Origin of the sequence: Burkholderia diffusa, assembly GCF_902499115.1 — a bacterium.
In the GTDB taxonomy this organism is placed as follows: domain Bacteria; phylum Pseudomonadota; class Gammaproteobacteria; order Burkholderiales; family Burkholderiaceae; genus Burkholderia; species Burkholderia diffusa.
Genome location: NZ_CABVPN010000046.1, coordinates 13599 through 30115, shown reverse-complemented (window position 1 = coordinate 30115; position 16517 = coordinate 13599). Strand labels below are relative to the sequence as shown.

Annotated in this window: 13 protein-coding genes; 8 read left to right on the top strand and 5 right to left on the bottom strand. The window is 67.1% G+C overall.

Annotation, left to right across the window (positions count from 1 at the left end):
- From BTE28158_RS31140 to BTE28158_RS31110, 7 genes are all read left to right on the top strand, one after another.
- Positions 1-3048: YadA family autotransporter adhesin (locus BTE28158_RS31140; protein WP_174920276.1), on the top strand; the 3048-nt coding region annotated here is incomplete at its 5' end.
- A gap of 123 nt (positions 3049-3171) precedes the next feature.
- On the top strand, positions 3172-3840 hold the full coding sequence (locus BTE28158_RS31135) for an OmpA family protein (RefSeq protein WP_174920274.1): 669 nt from the start codon (positions 3172-3174) through the stop codon (positions 3838-3840).
- A 401-nt stretch (positions 3841-4241) separates the two neighbouring features.
- Complete coding sequence (locus BTE28158_RS31130) at positions 4242-5387, top strand: DUF2827 domain-containing protein (protein ID WP_151052288.1); 1146 nt, start codon at positions 4242-4244, stop codon at positions 5385-5387.
- Positions 5388-5401: 14 nt separating this feature from the next.
- The gene (locus BTE28158_RS31125) at positions 5402-6556 is read left to right on the top strand and encodes a DUF2827 domain-containing protein (protein ID WP_059599729.1); all 1155 of its coding nucleotides are present in this window, start codon (positions 5402-5404) and stop codon (positions 6554-6556) included.
- Positions 6557-6581: 25 nt separating this feature from the next.
- Positions 6582-7049, top strand: coding sequence for a DUF4019 domain-containing protein (locus BTE28158_RS31120; RefSeq protein ID WP_059599728.1), 468 nt, complete (start codon positions 6582-6584; stop codon positions 7047-7049).
- A 28-nt stretch (positions 7050-7077) separates the two neighbouring features.
- Positions 7078-8214 (top strand): DUF2827 family protein, encoded by a 1137-nt coding sequence (locus tag BTE28158_RS31115; RefSeq protein ID WP_059532471.1) that lies wholly within the window; start codon positions 7078-7080, stop codon positions 8212-8214.
- 23 nt (positions 8215-8237) lie between these two features.
- Positions 8238-10208: an FkbM family methyltransferase gene (locus tag BTE28158_RS31110; protein WP_174920272.1), complete on the top strand. Its 1971-nt coding sequence runs from the start codon at positions 8238-8240 to the stop codon at positions 10206-10208.
- A 40-nt stretch (positions 10209-10248) separates the two neighbouring features.
- Here the strand turns inward: BTE28158_RS31110 and BTE28158_RS31105 are convergent, their stop codons facing one another.
- Complete coding sequence (locus BTE28158_RS31105; protein WP_151052395.1) at positions 10249-10689, bottom strand: hypothetical protein; 441 nt, start codon at positions 10687-10689, stop codon at positions 10249-10251.
- Positions 10690-10751: 62 nt separating this feature from the next.
- Positions 10752-11555 (bottom strand): EAL domain-containing protein, encoded by an 804-nt coding sequence (locus tag BTE28158_RS31100; RefSeq protein ID WP_151052393.1) that lies wholly within the window; start codon positions 11553-11555, stop codon positions 10752-10754.
- On the opposite strand from BTE28158_RS31100, the gene BTE28158_RS31095 reads away from it, so the two are divergent.
- Positions 11478-12014: a hypothetical protein gene (locus BTE28158_RS31095; protein WP_170296492.1), complete on the top strand. Its 537-nt coding sequence runs from the start codon at positions 11478-11480 to the stop codon at positions 12012-12014. The genes BTE28158_RS31100 and BTE28158_RS31095 overlap by 78 nt on opposite strands.
- A gap of 282 nt (positions 12015-12296) precedes the next feature.
- On the opposite strand, the gene BTE28158_RS31090 is transcribed toward BTE28158_RS31095, so the two are convergent.
- From BTE28158_RS31090 to BTE28158_RS31080, 3 genes are all read right to left on the bottom strand, one after another.
- Positions 12297-13439, bottom strand: a complete 1143-nt coding sequence (locus tag BTE28158_RS31090; RefSeq protein WP_151052392.1) for a DUF2827 domain-containing protein — start codon at positions 13437-13439, stop codon at positions 12297-12299.
- Positions 13440-13687: 248 nt separating this feature from the next.
- The gene (locus BTE28158_RS31085) at positions 13688-15688 is read right to left on the bottom strand and encodes an acetyl/propionyl/methylcrotonyl-CoA carboxylase subunit alpha (RefSeq protein ID WP_124629761.1); all 2001 of its coding nucleotides are present in this window, start codon (positions 15686-15688) and stop codon (positions 13688-13690) included.
- A 36-nt stretch (positions 15689-15724) separates the two neighbouring features.
- Positions 15725-16510, bottom strand: a complete 786-nt coding sequence (locus tag BTE28158_RS31080) for an enoyl-CoA hydratase/isomerase family protein (protein ID WP_124629762.1) — start codon at positions 16508-16510, stop codon at positions 15725-15727.
- Between the last annotated feature and the right edge of the window lie 7 nt (positions 16511-16517).

The following is a 16517-nucleotide window of genomic DNA, read 5'->3' as shown; positions in this document are numbered from 1 at the left end:
GGTCTCTCGTCGGCAACCAGCTCGATTTCGTCGCTCTCGACGTCGACCTCGACCGGCATCAGCTCGTTGTCCACGGGCCTCAGCTCGACCGACAGCTCGGTGGCTTCGCTGTCGACTTCCACGTCGACGGGCCTCTCGTCGGCAACCAGCTCCATCAGCTCGCTGTCCACGTCGACTTCGACCGGCATCAGCTCGCTGTCGACCGGCCTCAGCTCGACCGACAGCTCGGTGGCTTCGCTGTCGACCTCCACGTCGACCGGCCTCTCGTCGGCAACCAGCTCGATTTCGTCGCTGTCCACCTCGACCTCGACCGGCCTCTCGTCGGCAACCAGCTCGATCAGCTCGCTGTCCACGTCGACTTCGACCGGCATCACTTCGTTGTCGACGGGGCTTAGCTCGACCGATAGCTCGGTGGCATCGCTGTCGACCTCCACGTCGACGGGTCTCTCGTCGGCAACCAGCTCCATCGGCTCGCTGTCCACGTCGACGTCGACCGGCATCAGCTCGTTGTCCACGGGGCTGAGCTCGACCGACAGCTCGGTGGCTTCGCTGTCGACTTCCACGTCGACCGGTCTCTCGTCGGCAACCAGCTCGATCAGCTCGCTGTCCACGTCGACCTCGACCGGCATCAGCTCGCTGTCCACCGGCCTCAGCTCGACCGATAGCTCGGTGGCATCGCTGTCGACCTCCACGTCGACGGGCCTCTCGTCGGCAACCAGCTCGATCTCGTCGCTGTCCACGTCGACCTCGACGGGCATCAACTCGCTGTCCACGGGCCTCAGCTCGACCGACAGCTCGGTGGCTTCGCTCTCGACTTCCACGTCGACCGGCCTCTCGTCGGCAACCAGCTCGATCTCGTCGCTGTCCACGTCGACTTCGACCGGCATCAACTCGTTGTCCACGGGTCTGAGCTCGACCGACAGCTCGGTCGCTTCGCTGTCGACATCCACGTCGACCGGCCTCTCGTCGGCAACCAGCTCGATCTCGTCGCTGTCCACGTCGACCTCGACCGGCCTGTCGTCCGCGACCAGCTCGATCGGCTCGCTGTCCACCAGCCTCAGCTCGACCAACAGCACGCTCACGTCGCTGTCCACGTCGACCGCAAGCAGCGTCACGTCGCTGTCCACGGGCCTGAGCTCGACCGACAGCTCGGTGGCGTCGCTCTCGACTTCGACGTCCACCGGCCTCTCGTCGGCGACGAGCTCGATCAGCTCGCTGTCGACTTCGACCTCGACCGGCCTGTCGTCGGCAACCAGCTCGATCAGTTCGCTGTCGACTTCCACGTCGACCGGTCTCTCGACGGCCACCAGCACGATCCTGTCGCTGTCCACGTCGACCTCGACGGGCCTGTCGTCGGCAACCAGCTCGATCACGTCGCTGTCCACCTCGACGTCGACCGCGATCGAAGCCGCGAAGACGCACTACTACAGCGTCAACGACAACGGCACGCAGCAAGGCAACTACGCCAACAACGGCGCGACGGGCGTCAACTCGCTCGCAGCCGGCGTGAACGCCAGCGCAGCAGGCGCCAGCAGCGTCGCGGTCGGCGACGGCTCGAACGCGGCATCGACCGGCGCGGTCGCCATCGGCCAGAACGCATCGGCCACCGGCGGCAAGGCGGTGTCGATCGGCTCCGGCAACACGGCGAGCGGCGACGGCGCAGTCGCGATCGGCGACCCGAGCATCGCAACGGGCACCGGCGCGGTGGCGATGGGCGCGAACGACACGGCGACTGGCACCGGCGCAGTGGCGCTCGGCAACGCGAACACGGCCACCGGCAACAGCGCGCTCGCCCTCGGCAACTCGAATCAGGCCACCGCGGACAACACGATCGCGCTGGGCAACCAGGCCACGGCCAGCGCCACCGGCGCACAGGCCTACGGCTCGGGTGCCAAGGCTACGGCCGCCGACGCGCTCGCCTTCGGCACGAACGCCACGGCGAACGTCGCCAACTCGATCGCCCTCGGCGCGAACTCGGTCACGGGTACCGCGGTGGGCACGTCGAGCGCCACGATCGGCGGCGTCACGTACTTCTTCGCGGGCACCTCGCCAGTAGGCGTGGTCAGCGTCGGCGACGCAGCCACGGGCGCCACGCGTCAGATCACGAACGTCGCGGCAGGCCAGGTATCGGCCACCAGCACGGACGCGATCAACGGCAGCCAGCTCAACGCGACGAACCAGGCGGTCAACAGCCTGTCCACGTCGACCGCGTCGAACATCTCGTCGCTGTCGACCGGCATCGGTTCGCTGTCCACGGGCCTGAGCTCGACCAACAGCTCGCTGACGTCGCTGTCCACGTCGACCTCGACGGCGATCAACTCGCTGTCGACGGGCCTCAGTTCGACGAACAGCAACCTCACGTCGCTGTCCACGTCGACGTCGACCGGCATCGGCTCGCTGTCGACCGGCCTGAGCACGACGAACAGCACGGTGGCCTCGCTGTCGACCGGCGTGACGAATCTCGGCGATCAGGTGAGCCAGTTGTCGACCACGATCAACAACAACAACACGCGATCGTTGAACAGCACCGCCGTCGCGGCCGACATGAACGGCACCGGCTCCGACCGGCCGACGGTCACCGCCGGCTCGAACTCGGTGGCGATCGGCGCGAATTCGAACGACGGCGGCCGTTCGAACGTGGTGTCGGTCGGCAGCGACACGCAGCAGCGCCAGATCACGAACGTCGCGCCGGGTACGCAAGGCACGGACGCGGTGAACGTGAACCAGCTGACGCAGGTGCAGACGACACTGTCGACGGCACTGTCGGGCCAGCAGGCGCAGATCAACTCGCTGGGTTCGCAACTGCAGCAGACCGACCAGATGGCGAAGCAGGGTATCGCGGCCGTCGGCGCGATGGCGTCGATCCCGCAGCTCGATCGCGACGCCAACTTCGGGATGGGTGTCGGCACCGCGTCGTTCCTGGGTCAGAAGGCGATGGCGGTCAACATGCAGGCGCGCATCACGGAGAACCTGAAGGCATCGATCAATGGCGGCTTCAGCGGCGGTCAGAAGGTGATCGGCGCCGGCATGCTGTACCAGTGGAAGTAACCCGTCGCGCCGCCACGCCGCCGGCTCACGAGCCGGACGGCACCGGGCGGCCCCGACGGCAGGACGAGCCCGCTGCGCAACGCGTGGCGGGCTTCAGTCAACCCAGGCATTGAGGACGTAATCGTGAACAAACTTGCTCTTGCGCTCGCGCTTTCCGCGACGGCCCTCGCCGCGTGCTCGACCGCATCCGGCCCGACCTTCAGCGCATCCGAACTGCAGCCGCGCGACGGCGTGCGCACCTTCCAGGTGGACTGCCACGGACTGCTGTCCGGCCCGCAGACTTGCATGAAGGCTGCTCGCAAGATCTGCGGCGACCAGCCGGTGCGCACCGTCGACTCGGCCCGTGCGCTGCGCGACGGCTCGGATCCCGCGACGCTCGTATTCCAGTGCGGTGCCGCGCCGGCCGCAGCGGCGTCGGCCGTCGAGCCGGCGCCCGCGCCCGCCGCGGTCGAACATGTGAACCTCGCGGGCGACGCGCTGTTCGCGACGGGCCTGGCCACGCTCACGCCGGCCGCGCGCGCGTCGCTCGACAAGCTGTTGAGCGAGCGCGAAGACCGCACGTACACGCAGGTGACGGTCACCGGCCATACAGATTCGGTCGGCAGCGACGCCGCCAATCTCGCGCTGTCGAAACGCCGCGCGGAAACCGTCGCAAGCTACCTGAAGGCGCACGGGCTGAAAGCGCAGTCCGTATCGGTCACGGGCCGCGGCAGCGCCGACCCGGTCGCGTCCAACGCGACGGCCGAAGGCCGCGCGAGCAACCGCCGCGTCGAGATCTCGCTGCAGCGCTGAGCAGCCGGCCGTCGCGGGCTCGTGCGCCCCCCGCGCCTGCTCGCGACGGCCCTCACCGGCAAGGCGCAGTTGCCCCGCCGGCACCCTGCTGCCCCCGTCGACCCCGCTTCGCCGGGGCCCCGGCTACCGCGCCGGCGGCTATGTCAAAGTTCGTCAGCCCCCTCCACAAAACGGCACCTTCCGTGCCACAATCGCCGCACACAGCTGCCGTGGCGTTCCGCCCGCGTCGCGTGCGGTGCCAGACGCGCCCGACGACATTCCGGAATCCGGCGGCCGCATCGCGATCCACGCCGCTCGACGCGCATTCCAGTGCGCGCCGGCGCGAACGCGACCACGACAATCCACGGCGCGCCGTTTCGCGGCCACGGCCGGACAAACGACGCCGCAGAGGAAACCAACCGGTGACGGACATCAATCAAGCCGCCTCGAGCGGCACCCGCAAGCAACGGCCGGCCGTCGGCATCTCGCTGTTTGCGCGGGACGGCCAGGCGATCTGGGAAAACGGCATTCACCAGAACATCGCGTTCCTCGCGATGATGCTCAAGCGCTCCGATCGCGTCGGCCCCGTCTATTTCCTGAATGGCGGCGACGCCAACGCACTGCCGACCGGCCTCGACCTCGACGGTCTCGACGTGCCGCTCGTGAAGCCTGCCGACGTCACGCACGAACTCGACGTCGTGATCGAGATGGGCGCGCAACTGCCGGTCGAATGGCTCCGGCACATGAATGCACTCGGCAAGAAGATCGCTGCGTTCTTCTGCGGCCACGTATATGCCGGCGTATGCGAAACGCCGATCTTCGGCAAGCCGTCGGGACATGTTTTCAACGGTGCGCCGTTCGACGAGGTATGGCTGCTGCCGCAGTACGCGAAGACCGGCGCGCCGATGCTGCAAACCCTGTTGCGCGCGCCGGTGCACCTGATGCCGCACATCTGGTCGCCGTACTTCCTCGATCGCCGCATCGCCGCGCTGGCGAGCGAAGGCCTGACGTTCGGCTATCGGCCCGGCCGTCGTCCATGGAATCTCGCCACGCTCGAGCCGAACATCTCGGTCGTGAAGTCGTGCCACTACCCGATGCTCGCGTGCGACGAGTTCTACCGCGCACAACCGGACGCGGTGCAGCATCTGTTCGTCGTCAACTCGATGCAGATGAAGGCACATCCGACGTTCGTGCACTTCGCGAACAGCCTCGACCTCGTGCGCCAGCACAAGGCGACGTTCGAGCCGCGCATCGACCTGCCGGGCTTCATGGCGCGCCACGCGGACGCCGTCGTGTCGCACCACTGGGAAAACGCGCAGAACTATCTGTACTACGACGTGCTCTACGGCGGCTATCCGCTGATCCACAACTCGATGCTGCTCGGCGACGCCGGCTACTACTACCCGGATTTCGATTCCGCCGGCGGTGGCCAGGCGCTGCGCGATGCATGGCTGCATCACGACGAGCGGCTCGACGACTATCGTGCGAAAGCCGACCGGCTGCTGCAGTCGGTCTCGATCGATAACCCCGCGAACCTGGACGCGTTCGTCGCGCGCCTGGTCGCCTGAACCGGAGCATACGCATGTCGGACTCCAAAGCCCGTCGAGCGCCCGGTGAGGGCAAGCGTCTCGTCGTCGGCGTATCGCTGTTCGTGCGCGGCGCCGGCCAGTCGCTATGGGAAAACGGCATCTTCCAGAACTGCCTGCTGCTGATCCTGCTGCTACGCCAGTCGCCGCTCGTCGCGGAAGCCGTGATGGTGAACGGCGGCGAACAGCTCGCCGATCCGCAGATGATGCTCGGCGAATGGGACGTCCCGCTGCTGTCGATGGACGAAGCGCTGGAGCGCTGCGACGTGCTGATCGAAATGAGCGCGCAGTTCGGCGCCGACTACCTGCGCGCGTTCAGCGACCGCGGCGGCAAGGTCGTCACGATGCGGGTCGGCAACGACTACGTGATCGACATCGAGCGGGCGATGTTCGACAAGCCGTCGGGCTTCCTGTTCTCGGGCGCGCCGTACGACGCGGTATGGACGATTCCGGAATTCGAGCGCTCATGCCTGCACTATTACCAGACGGGCCTGCGCGCGCCGGTGACGATCGTCCCGCACATCTGGCATCCGATGCTGTTCGACAAGGCACGCGCGACGCTCGGCGCCGGTTTGTCGTTCGGCTACCAACCGGGCAAGCCGCGCTGGCGCGTGACGATGTTCGAGCCGAACATCTGCATGGTGAAGACGAGCATCATCCCGATGCTGGTGACCGAGGAGGCGTATCGCGCGAAGCCCGGATTCCTCGAGTTCGTGCGCGTGTGCAACACGCTGCACCTGAAGGAACACGCGACGTTCGTCCACTTCGCGAAGAGCCTCGACATCGTCAACCACGGGATCACGACGTTCGAGAGCCGCTATGCCGTGTACGAGTTCATGGCCGCCTACGGCGACGCGGTGGTATCGCACACGTGGGAAAACGCGCAGAACTACCTGTATTACGAACTGCTGTACGGCGACTATCCGCTGATCCACAACTCGCCGTTCCTCGGCAAGGCCGGGTATTTCTATCCGGATTTCGATTGCCAGGCCGGCGGCCGCGCGCTGCTGCAGGCGTTCGCCGAGCACGATGCGAACCTCGACGCATACCGCGAGCAATCGAAGCACGTGCTCGACTCGGTCAGCATCTACAACCCCGACAACGTCGCCGCATATTCCGACGCGATCGCCTCGCTCTATCGCGACGCATGACGCGCCGCCTCTTCCGGACTCCGACATGAACGCATACCCGCCCCTCTCCCGCACGAAATGGCTGATCGGATGCGCCATCGCGTCGATTGCGATCGGTGCACACGCGCAATCCGGCGGCGAATCGGCCGACGCGCTGCTGCGCGATGCCGATGCGGTCTTCAAACAGCTCGACGCCGGCCAGTACGGCGCGGTGTGGAACGACTCCGCCGCGTTCGTGAAGGCGCACATCAAGCAGGAGCAGTTCGCCCTGGACATGCAGCGCGCGCGCCAGTCGGTCGGCATGGTCAGCCATCGCGGCTGGGCACAGATCACGCGGATTCGCTACTCGAATTCATCGACGACTCCCGACGGGCTTTATGCGAATGTCGACTATGCGACGACGCTCACGACCGGGACGACCGTGTACGAAAAGCTGAGCTTTCGCCTCGACGACGACGGCCGCTGGCACCTGACCGGCTACGTGCCGCGCCAGTCGCAGAACTACACGCCTTGAACCGCGCACCGTCCGCCCGGAGCTGCCGATGAAAATCAATGTCGCGATTACGATGAACGTTCAGCGCGACGCGACGCAGTCGATCTGGTACAACGGCGCGAACCAGCATTGCGTGTACCTGTACATGCTGCTGAAACGCTCGCCGCTGATCGGCGAGGTGTGGCTCGCGCACGACGACGGCATCACCGACTACCCGCAGGCGCTGATGATGGACGCATTCGGCGACGCGCTGCGGCCGCTGTCGTCTATCGTCCACCAGACCGACCTGCTGATCGAGATGAACGCGTTCATCGATCCGTCGCACACGGACGCGGTGCGCCAGCGCGGCGGCAAGTGCGTGTCGTACCGCTTCGGCAATGACTACGTAATCGCGGTCGAGACGATCAACTTCGAGAAGAACAACTGGCGGCCGAACCCGAACCGCGTGCAATTCGACGAGATCTGGACCAACCCGCAGCACATGCACACGTGCGCGGCCTACTTTCAGGCCGTGTATCGCGCACCGGTGATCGAACTGCCGCACATCTGGTCGCCGTACTTCATCGAACGCAGCCTCGACGCCGATCCCGAACTGAAGGCGCGCTTCGGCTACCGCAATCACGGCCCGGCCAAGCGCATCGCGTTCTTCGAACCGAACCTGAACGTCGTGAAGAGTTCGATCGTGCCGATGCTGGCCGCGAACGCGTGCTACGTCGAGCACCCGGAGCTCGTCGAGCACGTGTACATGACCAACACGTTCGACAAGAAGGAAAACGTCGCCTTCAAGCATCTCGCGCTCGGGCTCGAGATGGTGCGCGACGGCAAGGCGACGGCCGACGTGCGCGCGCCGTTCGTCGCGTGGGCCGCGCATCACACCGACATCGTCGTGTCGCACCACTGGGAAAACGGCCTGAACTACCTGCTGTACGACGCGCTATACGGCAACTACCCGCTCGTGCACAACTCGCCGTTCCTGCGCGACGTCGGCTATTACTACCCGGACTTCGAGATCTTCGACGCGGCGCGCGCGATCGCGACCGCCGCGCAAACACACGACGCACGGCTCGACGATTACGCCGCAGCGGCCCGCCGCTGTCTGCAGCAGGTCGACACGCTCGCCGACCACAACGTCCGCGCGTATTCCGAGCAGATCCAGCGCCTGTTCGCCGGGCGCGCGCTCGGCTGAGCGCATCCGTCCGCCATCGGCTCATGAAGCAAACCGTCCGCAACTTCGTCGTGATCGATTCGGTCCACGGCCCGTTCGTCATCGACCGGCGCAACACACGGCAAGCCGACGCGCTGATCAAGACCGGCCGGCCGCACAACCAGGCCGAGCTCGACGCGATCATGCAGGTGATCGACCAGTTGCCCGACGGCGCGATCGCGGTGGACGGTGGGGCGAATGCGGGACTTGTCTGCGTGCCGATCGCGCAGCGCTTGCGCGAACGCGGCGGCCACGTTCATGCGTTCGAGCCGCGGCGCACGCTGTTCCACGCGCTCGGCGGCACCGTCGCGCTCAACCAGATCCAGAACCTTCATCTGCTGAACATGGGGCTCGCGAGCCGCAACGGCACGATGACGGTGCCCGACGTCGACGACGAACGGCCCGCCGACGCCGAACCGGCCGCACATGTCGACGCGCCCGCGGCCGACGGCACGCCGGCCCCGACGGTCAGGCTCGATTCGCTCGGCCTGCCGCGCCTCGATTTCCTGAAGCTCGACATCGATGGAATGGAGATCGACGCGCTGCACGGTGCACGCCAGTCGATCGAAACGCATCTGCCGTGGTGCTGGATCGCATACCGGGACGCGGATGACGCACGCGTCATCGATACGTTCGCCGGCCTCGATTACACGTTCTACCGGCTCGACGGACCGAATCTGCTGTGCGTGCCGAACCCGCGCTGGGACCGGCAGCGCCTGTTCATCTCGGGCGAGCCGATCGGCGGTGCATCCGCTCGTGCACATGACGACGCGAATGCCGTCGCGGCCGCCGAGACCGACCCGCCCGAAACGCACTGGAACCGCGCGCTCGAACACGAGGCACGCTGCGAATGGGGCCATGCGATCGGCCACTGGCTGCGCGCGCGCGGCCGGGGCCTCGACGACGATGCGATCGCGTTCCAGCTCGCGTCGTGCTACGGCTTCGCCGGCGCGCCCGACGCCGGGCTCGCGGCACTCGAACGCATCGGCGACCCGGCCGCGCTGCCCGACGCGCTGCGCGGGCGTGTCGAACTCGCGCGCTCGGCGCTGCTGCTGCGTGCCGGCCGGCGCGACGAAGCGGCGCGCGCGACCATCGCCAGCGAGAACGTGCTGACCGCCGCGCAGTTCGGGCTGCCGATCGAACGGCTTTACGACGGCCAGCCGCTGCACGGCAAGCGGCTGCTCGTGATCAGCTACGGCGGTGTCGGCGACCAGCTCCAGTACGCACGCTACCTGCATACGCTCGACGCGCTCGGCTGCGCGGCGGTGACGGTCATCGTCCCCGCCGCGCTGGCCAGTCTGATGCGCCATACGTTCCCACGCATCGAATTCGTCGGCGCGCACGGCGCGTGGGTCGACACGTCGCAGCTTGCGCACGACTACTGGTGTTCGTTCCTGGTGCTGGCCGCGCAGTTCGGCTATGCGCCTGCACCGGCCGGCGCGCCGGCCGCGTACCTGTCGTGTCCGCCCGAACGGGCGGCCGCCTGGCGCGAACGCGTCGCGCGCGACGGCAACGCACCGGGCACGCGCCGCATCGGCCTCAACTGGCGCGGCCGCGACGAAAGCGATGCGCGCTTCCTGCGCGCGGCCAGCCTGCGCGATCTCGCGCCACTGGCGCGACTGCATGGCCATGCCGCGTACTGCATCAACCGCGACATCGCCGCGCACGCCGAGCCGTCGGATTTGCCGGTCACGTTCCCGCATCACGCGATCGGCGATTTCAGCGATCTGGCCGCGCTGATGCTCGCGATGGATGCCGTGGTCACCACCTGTACCGCGCACATCCACCTGGCCGGCGCGCTGGGTGTGCCCGCGGTCCTGCTGCTGAGCCCGAAAGCCGATGCGCGCTGGGAAACCGGCTCGCGTACCGCGCTGTATCCGGGCATCCGGATCGTGCGCGCCGCGCATCCGGGCCAATGGGACGATGCTGTCGATCGCGCGCTGGCGCTCGTGCTCGGGGAATTCGGAAAAGACTGACGGGGTGCCTGGCGGGCGCCGCACGCCCGTGATCGGCCGGTCAGGCGCGGCGCGCGAGCTGACGCCAGGGCGGCCCACCGTCGCCGCCGTGCGTGGCAAACAGGCGCCCATGCCGGCGTCCGATCCGCGCGAGCCCGGCGAAACAGCGGAGCGCGGCACGGCTGGCCTGGCCGACGTGCCGAGCGAGGCTGCCGGATACACCGCGCGCAATTGCCGAATCGTCGCCGCAGGCACCCGCAAACACGCCGGCATAGTAGTGCCGCGCCGCGAGTTCGCGGCCGTCGGCGTCGAGCGGCGTCATCCGGTGAATACGGTACGCAACGGCCTTCAGGCCATCGAGATACGGCGCGACGTCGAACCGCGCATCGGTCGATTCGGCGCCGAGCTGCCACAGCATGTCTGCCAGTTCGGCGATCGCGACGAGTTCGCACGCATCGGCCGCCCGTGTGCCCGTTCCGTGCCCGGCTTTCGTCGTCGCCATACCCACGCCCCTTTCCGATCCTTCGTTGCCCTGTGCCGGCACGCCGTGCCCGCGCCACGGTGTCATGCGGCGGCCGGTGACCGCCATGTAAAGCGGATGCCCTGTGCCCAGGCGACACCGGAATCCAGGATGATCTGCCGGTCGATCTCGTTCTCCACGCCTTCGACGACGACGTGCCGCGCGCTTTCGTGCGCGAACGCGATCAGCCGGCGAAACTGGTAGCGCCCGATCGCGTTGCGCTTGATCAGCGACAGGACCGACCTGTCGAGCTTCACGATATCGGGGTTGCCGACCACCAGGTTGTTCAGAGCGCTGAAGCCGACGCCGAAGTCGTCGATCGCGACACGGCACCCGGTCTGGCGAAACCGGTTCACGAACGATCGGCCCGCGACGGGATTCAGCGGCCCCGTCTCGGTGATCTCGACGACCAGCCGCGCCGCGACCGACGGCTCGCGCTCGAGCCGCCTGAAAATGGCCAGCCACGCGTCGTCCACCACCGCGCTCATCGCCGCGACGTTGCAGCCGTACACGGCCTTCGGATCGGCACGCAGCGCGTCGATCGTCCGGCCCACCACGAGCCGGTCGAACCAGCGCATCAGCCCGAGCGATTCGAGGCGCGGCAGGAACGCGAGCGGCGGCAACGCCTCGCGCGATCCCCAGCGCAGCCGCGCGAGGCATTCGTGATACAGCACGCCGCCCGACAGGTCGGCGCGGCAGACCGGCTCGCGCGCGAATCCGAGCCGGCTTTCGACGAAACTGCGTACCGACGCAAGGTCGGGGTGATCGTCATGCGCGCCGAACACGAGATCGATCTCGTCCCGATTCGCTACGCTATTCGCCGCAAGGCGAGGTTCGACCGCATTCATCCGGCGCTCCGGCAAATGTCGGACCGCCGACGACGGCCCGCGCTCTCGATTCATATGGCGCGAGCCGACCACGACACGCACCACCGCCTACCCGGCCCATCCTCTTGTTTCGATCTTTTCCGGGAGCGTACTTTTTATTTCGGTGCGCCGTCAAACCCGATATTGTCAACGATATTCAAACGCAGAAAATACACCACGCACGCACATCGACAACAGTGCGGCAGATTACACAAAATCGCCCGCAAAGCGCCAATCTATATCGCTTATTTTCCCCACCCGCCCGGCGATTCAGATTACCGCAAGACTCGTTTCAAAAATCGGATGTTTGGTGTTTTGTATGATAAATATCCGTCGGCGAAACCCTGTCCGGCCCCACCGCCCGGAGTCGCCGCAACCTTCCGCACGTTGTGCCGCCATGGCTCGGTTCGGCGCATTCGGTCTCCGCAGAATTCAATTTGATCGTTTGAAACGATATTGATAATACTCGAATATTAATCAGACCAGTCAGATACGATAATATCGAGTCGAATTACGCGACGACCACCGATTGAAAGATGTTTAACAATCTTTCTTACTTGTTAACCTCTAAAATAATTTCTGACGGACTTCCCTCGGAGCCGTCAAATTCGTGCCTTAAAAACCGTCGAATCTCCCCGGTTCGACGGTTTCTTTTTTAATGGCATCATTTCTTCAGACATTGCTGCGGCCAATCCGGATGACGGCATGCGGCAACGCGCAACCTTAAGCCGCCGTCGCGCCGATCAGGTTCGCGAGCAGCGCATCGTATTCGGCGACGAGCGCGGGGTTCGCCGACGTATAGCGGCCGAGGATCTCGCGCTGGCGCCGCGTGTAGCCTTGCCAGTCGTCGTCGTGCGTGTGCAGCGCGTGCAACAGCGCTTCCGTGCCCTTCTGCACGTCGTTGTCCGGGTAGTAGTAGCCGAGATCAGGTGCGAGGCTCGCGTTGTGCACAAGCGGATAGCCCTGCCAGCACACGTCGAAATAGAAGTAGTTGAGCGGGTTCGACCATTGATGCGACACCACGATGTCGGTCAGGTCGGCCAGGAACAGCGGCGTGTCGAAACGACCGACGAAGCTCGCCTTGCCGGCGCGCACGATGTCCAGGTAGTTCATCAGCATCACGAACTCTGGGCTGTCATGCGCGAGCCGGTCCGCGTTAGTCACGTGCGTGAAGCAGATCGCATCGGGATCGCGGCGATACGCTTCGTCGATGATCAGCATCGGGTACACGCAGAACTTCACGACGTTGTGGTTCGGCTCCATCACCGTAAGCCGCTTGCCCGGCTCGCTGCGCGGGCGGTACTCGCCGTGCTCGGGCAGCGATACCGCTCGCGCGTCGAGGAACATCGGATCCCACACGAACGGCACGACGCGCCCCGGGCAGCGGCGCAGCGACTGCAGGAACGGCAGCGACGACGGCGCGATCTGCGGAATCGCCCACACCTCGTCGTAGCCGCGGTTGATGAACAGCGAATCCCACAACCGGCGGCCGAACAGCATCGATTCCATCGCGTTGATGTACTCGACGCCGCAGCAGTAGCTGACGATCTTCGCGCCGCGCGCCTTCAGGTAGGCCGTCTGCGCGGCGTCGATCTGGCCGCCGAGTTCGATCACCACGTCGAGCGCATCCTTCATGTCCGCGAACGCGCGCGTGTCGTACACGGTGCGATCCCACGGCAGCGCGTCGGTCAGCGGCACGTCGGTCGTGTTGACCAGCGTCACGTGGTAGCCATGCGGCGACGCCATCAGCAGCTTCGCGAGAAACAGCGCGTTCTGCTTGATACCGTTGATCCACAGGCTTTCGTCGGGGGTGCGCAGTCCGATCGTGATACCGATGCGCAGGCCGTTCAGGACAGGAGACGTCATCGTCGGCGGGGTGGGAAGTTGAATGGACGCAGTGTAGCGCGGGGCAAGCGGCCGCGCGAGCAATCCGCCAGTCTAGCGGAACGCCGGCCGCCAGACTGTCATGCATGGTCATACGCGATGCCGACTGCCCGGGTTGGCGACCGGGCGCACCGCACGGGACGCCATGCGCGCCGCCATGCGCCAGATGCGACAAGGCCGGCGTCGCACCGCGAGGCGCCACGCCGGCCCGTGTGCGACGCACGCCCCGGTCAGCCTTCAGCCATCATCAGCAGCTGCGCGCCATCCGCGACCTGGTCGCCGACGCCGTACAGCACTTCGGCGACGACGCCCGCGCCCGGCGCGCCGATCGTGTGCTCCATCTTCATCGCCTCCATCACGATCAGCGGCGTGCCGGCCTCGACCTTCTGGCCCGGCTCGACCAGCACCGCGATCACCTTGCCGGGCATCGGCGCAGTGAGGCGGCCGCCGCCATGCTCGGCATCGCCCGCGTGCGCAAGCACGTTCCGCCATTCGAAGGTCTCGGCGACACCCTGCGTGAACACGTGGAAACTGTCGCCGTCGGCGTACACGCGGCCGCTGCTGCGCACGCCGTCGAGCGTCACGTCGAAGTCGAGCGGCGTTGCGCCGCGCGTCCACGCGAACGGCTGCGCGGCCGCGTCGCCGGTGGCGAGGCGCGTGCTGCCGCCGTCGTCCTCGTAGGTGACCGTCACGTCCGCTTCGCGTTCGGGCGCATGCCACTCGAGCGTGCGGCGATAGCCGCCGTTCAGCCGCCAGTCCGGCAGCGCACGCCACGGCGACGCGCCTTGCCGTGCGGCCGCGTCGCGTTCGCGCGCGAGCAGCGCCGCGCAGGCCAGCGCGAGCGTCGCGCGCGGCGGCCGTTGCGGCGCGAACAGCGCATCGTGATTGCGCTCGATCAGGCCCGTGTCGAGATCGGCGATCGCGAACGGCTCGCAGGTGACGATCCGCTGCAGGAACGCGGCGTTCGTGTGCAGGCCGACCACCTCGCACGCACGCAGCGCGCGCAGCATCCGGCCGAGCGCTTCCGCGCGGTCCGCGCCGTGCACGATCAGCTTCGCGATCATCGGATCGTAGAACGGCGTGATCGCGTCGCCCTCGCGCACGCCGCTGTCGATGCGCACTGACGCGCCGATCGCGAACTCGACGCCTTCCGGCAGCCGCAGGTGCTTCAGCGTGCCGGTGGACGGCAGGAAGCCGCGCGCCGGATTCTCCGCATAGAGACGCGCCTCGATCGCATGCCCGTGCACGCGCAGTTCGTCCTGCTGCAGCGGCAGCGGCTCGCCCGACGCGACGCGCAGTTGCCACTCGACGAGATCGAGCCCCGTGACCATCTCGGTGACCGGATGCTCGACCTGCAGGCGCGTGTTCATTTCCATGAAGTAGAACGCTTCGCCCGTCATGATGAATTCGACGGTGCCCGCGCCGACGTAATTCACCGCACGCGCGGCCGCGACAGCCGCCTCGCCCATCGCCTGGCGCACGTCTTCATGCAGCCCCGGCGCCGGCGCTTCCTCGAGCACCTTCTGGTGACGGCGCTGCACCGAGCAGTCGCGGTCGAACAGGTAGACGGTGTTGCCGTGCGTGTCGCCGAACACCTGCACCTCGACGTGACGCGGGCGCGTCAGGTATTTCTCGATCAGCACGCGATCGTTGCCGAAGCTGCTCGCGGCCTCGCGCTGGCACGACGCGAGCGCCGCCGGAAAGTCCTCGGAGCGCTCGACCACGCGCATGCCCTTGCCGCCGCCGCCCGCGCTCGCCTTGAGCAGCACCGGGTAGCCGATTGCGTCGGCTTCGCGATGCAGGTGGGCTGCATCCTGGTCGTCGCCGTGATAGCCGGGCACGAGCGGCACCGCGGCCGCGTGCATCAGCGCCTTCGCGGCGGCCTTCGAGCCCATCGCCGCGATCGCGTCGACCGGCGGCCCGATGAACGCAATGCCGGCCGCTTCGCACGCGTGCGCGAAATCCTCGTTCTCCGACAGGAAACCGTAGCCCGGGTGGATGGCCTGCGCGCCGGTCGCGCGCGCGGCCTCGATGATGCGCTCGATGCGCAGGTAGCTGTCCGCGGCCGCCGAGCCGCCGATGTGCACGGCTTCGTCGCACGCTGCGACGTGCTTCGCGTTCGCGTCCGCGTCGGAATAGACGGCGACGCTCGCGATCCCGAGACGTTTGCACGTCGCGGCGACGCGGCAGGCGATTTCGCCGCGGTTGGCGATCAGAATCTTGTCGAACATGGCTTCGGTGTCGTCCGGAAAGTTAGGGGCACGCCGTCATTCACGCCACGAAGGCGTGCGTTTCTCGAGGAAGGACGCGATCCCTTCGCGCGCTTCAGCGCCGGCGCGGGTCCGCGCGATCCAGTCGGCGGTCTGCTCGATCAGCGTCGCGTCGAGCGGCCGGCCGGCCACGTCGGCGACGAGCCGCTTGCACGCACGCACCGCATCGGGGCCGTTCGCGACGAGCGTCGCGGCCAGCTTCGCGACCGTTTCGTCGAGCGCCTCGGCCGGCACGGCATCGTGAATGAAGCCGAGCGACGCGGCGCGCGCGCTGTCGAACACTTCGGCCGTCGTGAAGTAGCGACGTGCCGCGCGCTCGCCCATCGCGCGCACGACGTACGGCGCGATCGTTGCCGGAATCAGCCCGAGCCGCGCTTCGGAGAGGCAGAACTTCGCACCTTCGGCGGCGATCGCGATGTCGGCCGCCGCGACGAGGCCCACGCCGCCCGCATACGCGTCGCCGTGCACGCGCGCGATCACCGGCTTCCCGCAGCGATGGATCGCCTCGAGCATCCGCGCGAGCTTGCGCGCATCGGCGCGATTCTCGTCGTCCGAGTAACCGGCCATCTTCTTCATCCAGTTCAGGTCCGCGCCTGCGCAGAACGCCGCGCCTTCCGCCGCGAGCACGACCGCGCGCACGCCGGCGTGCGCATCGAGCCACTCGAACGCGGTGGTGAGCTCGGCGATCGTCGTCTCGTTGAACGCGTTGCGCACGTCGGGCCGCGCGAGCGTGACGGTCGCCACGCGATTTGCTTCGTTGACCTTGATGGTTTCGTATCGCATCGTCCGC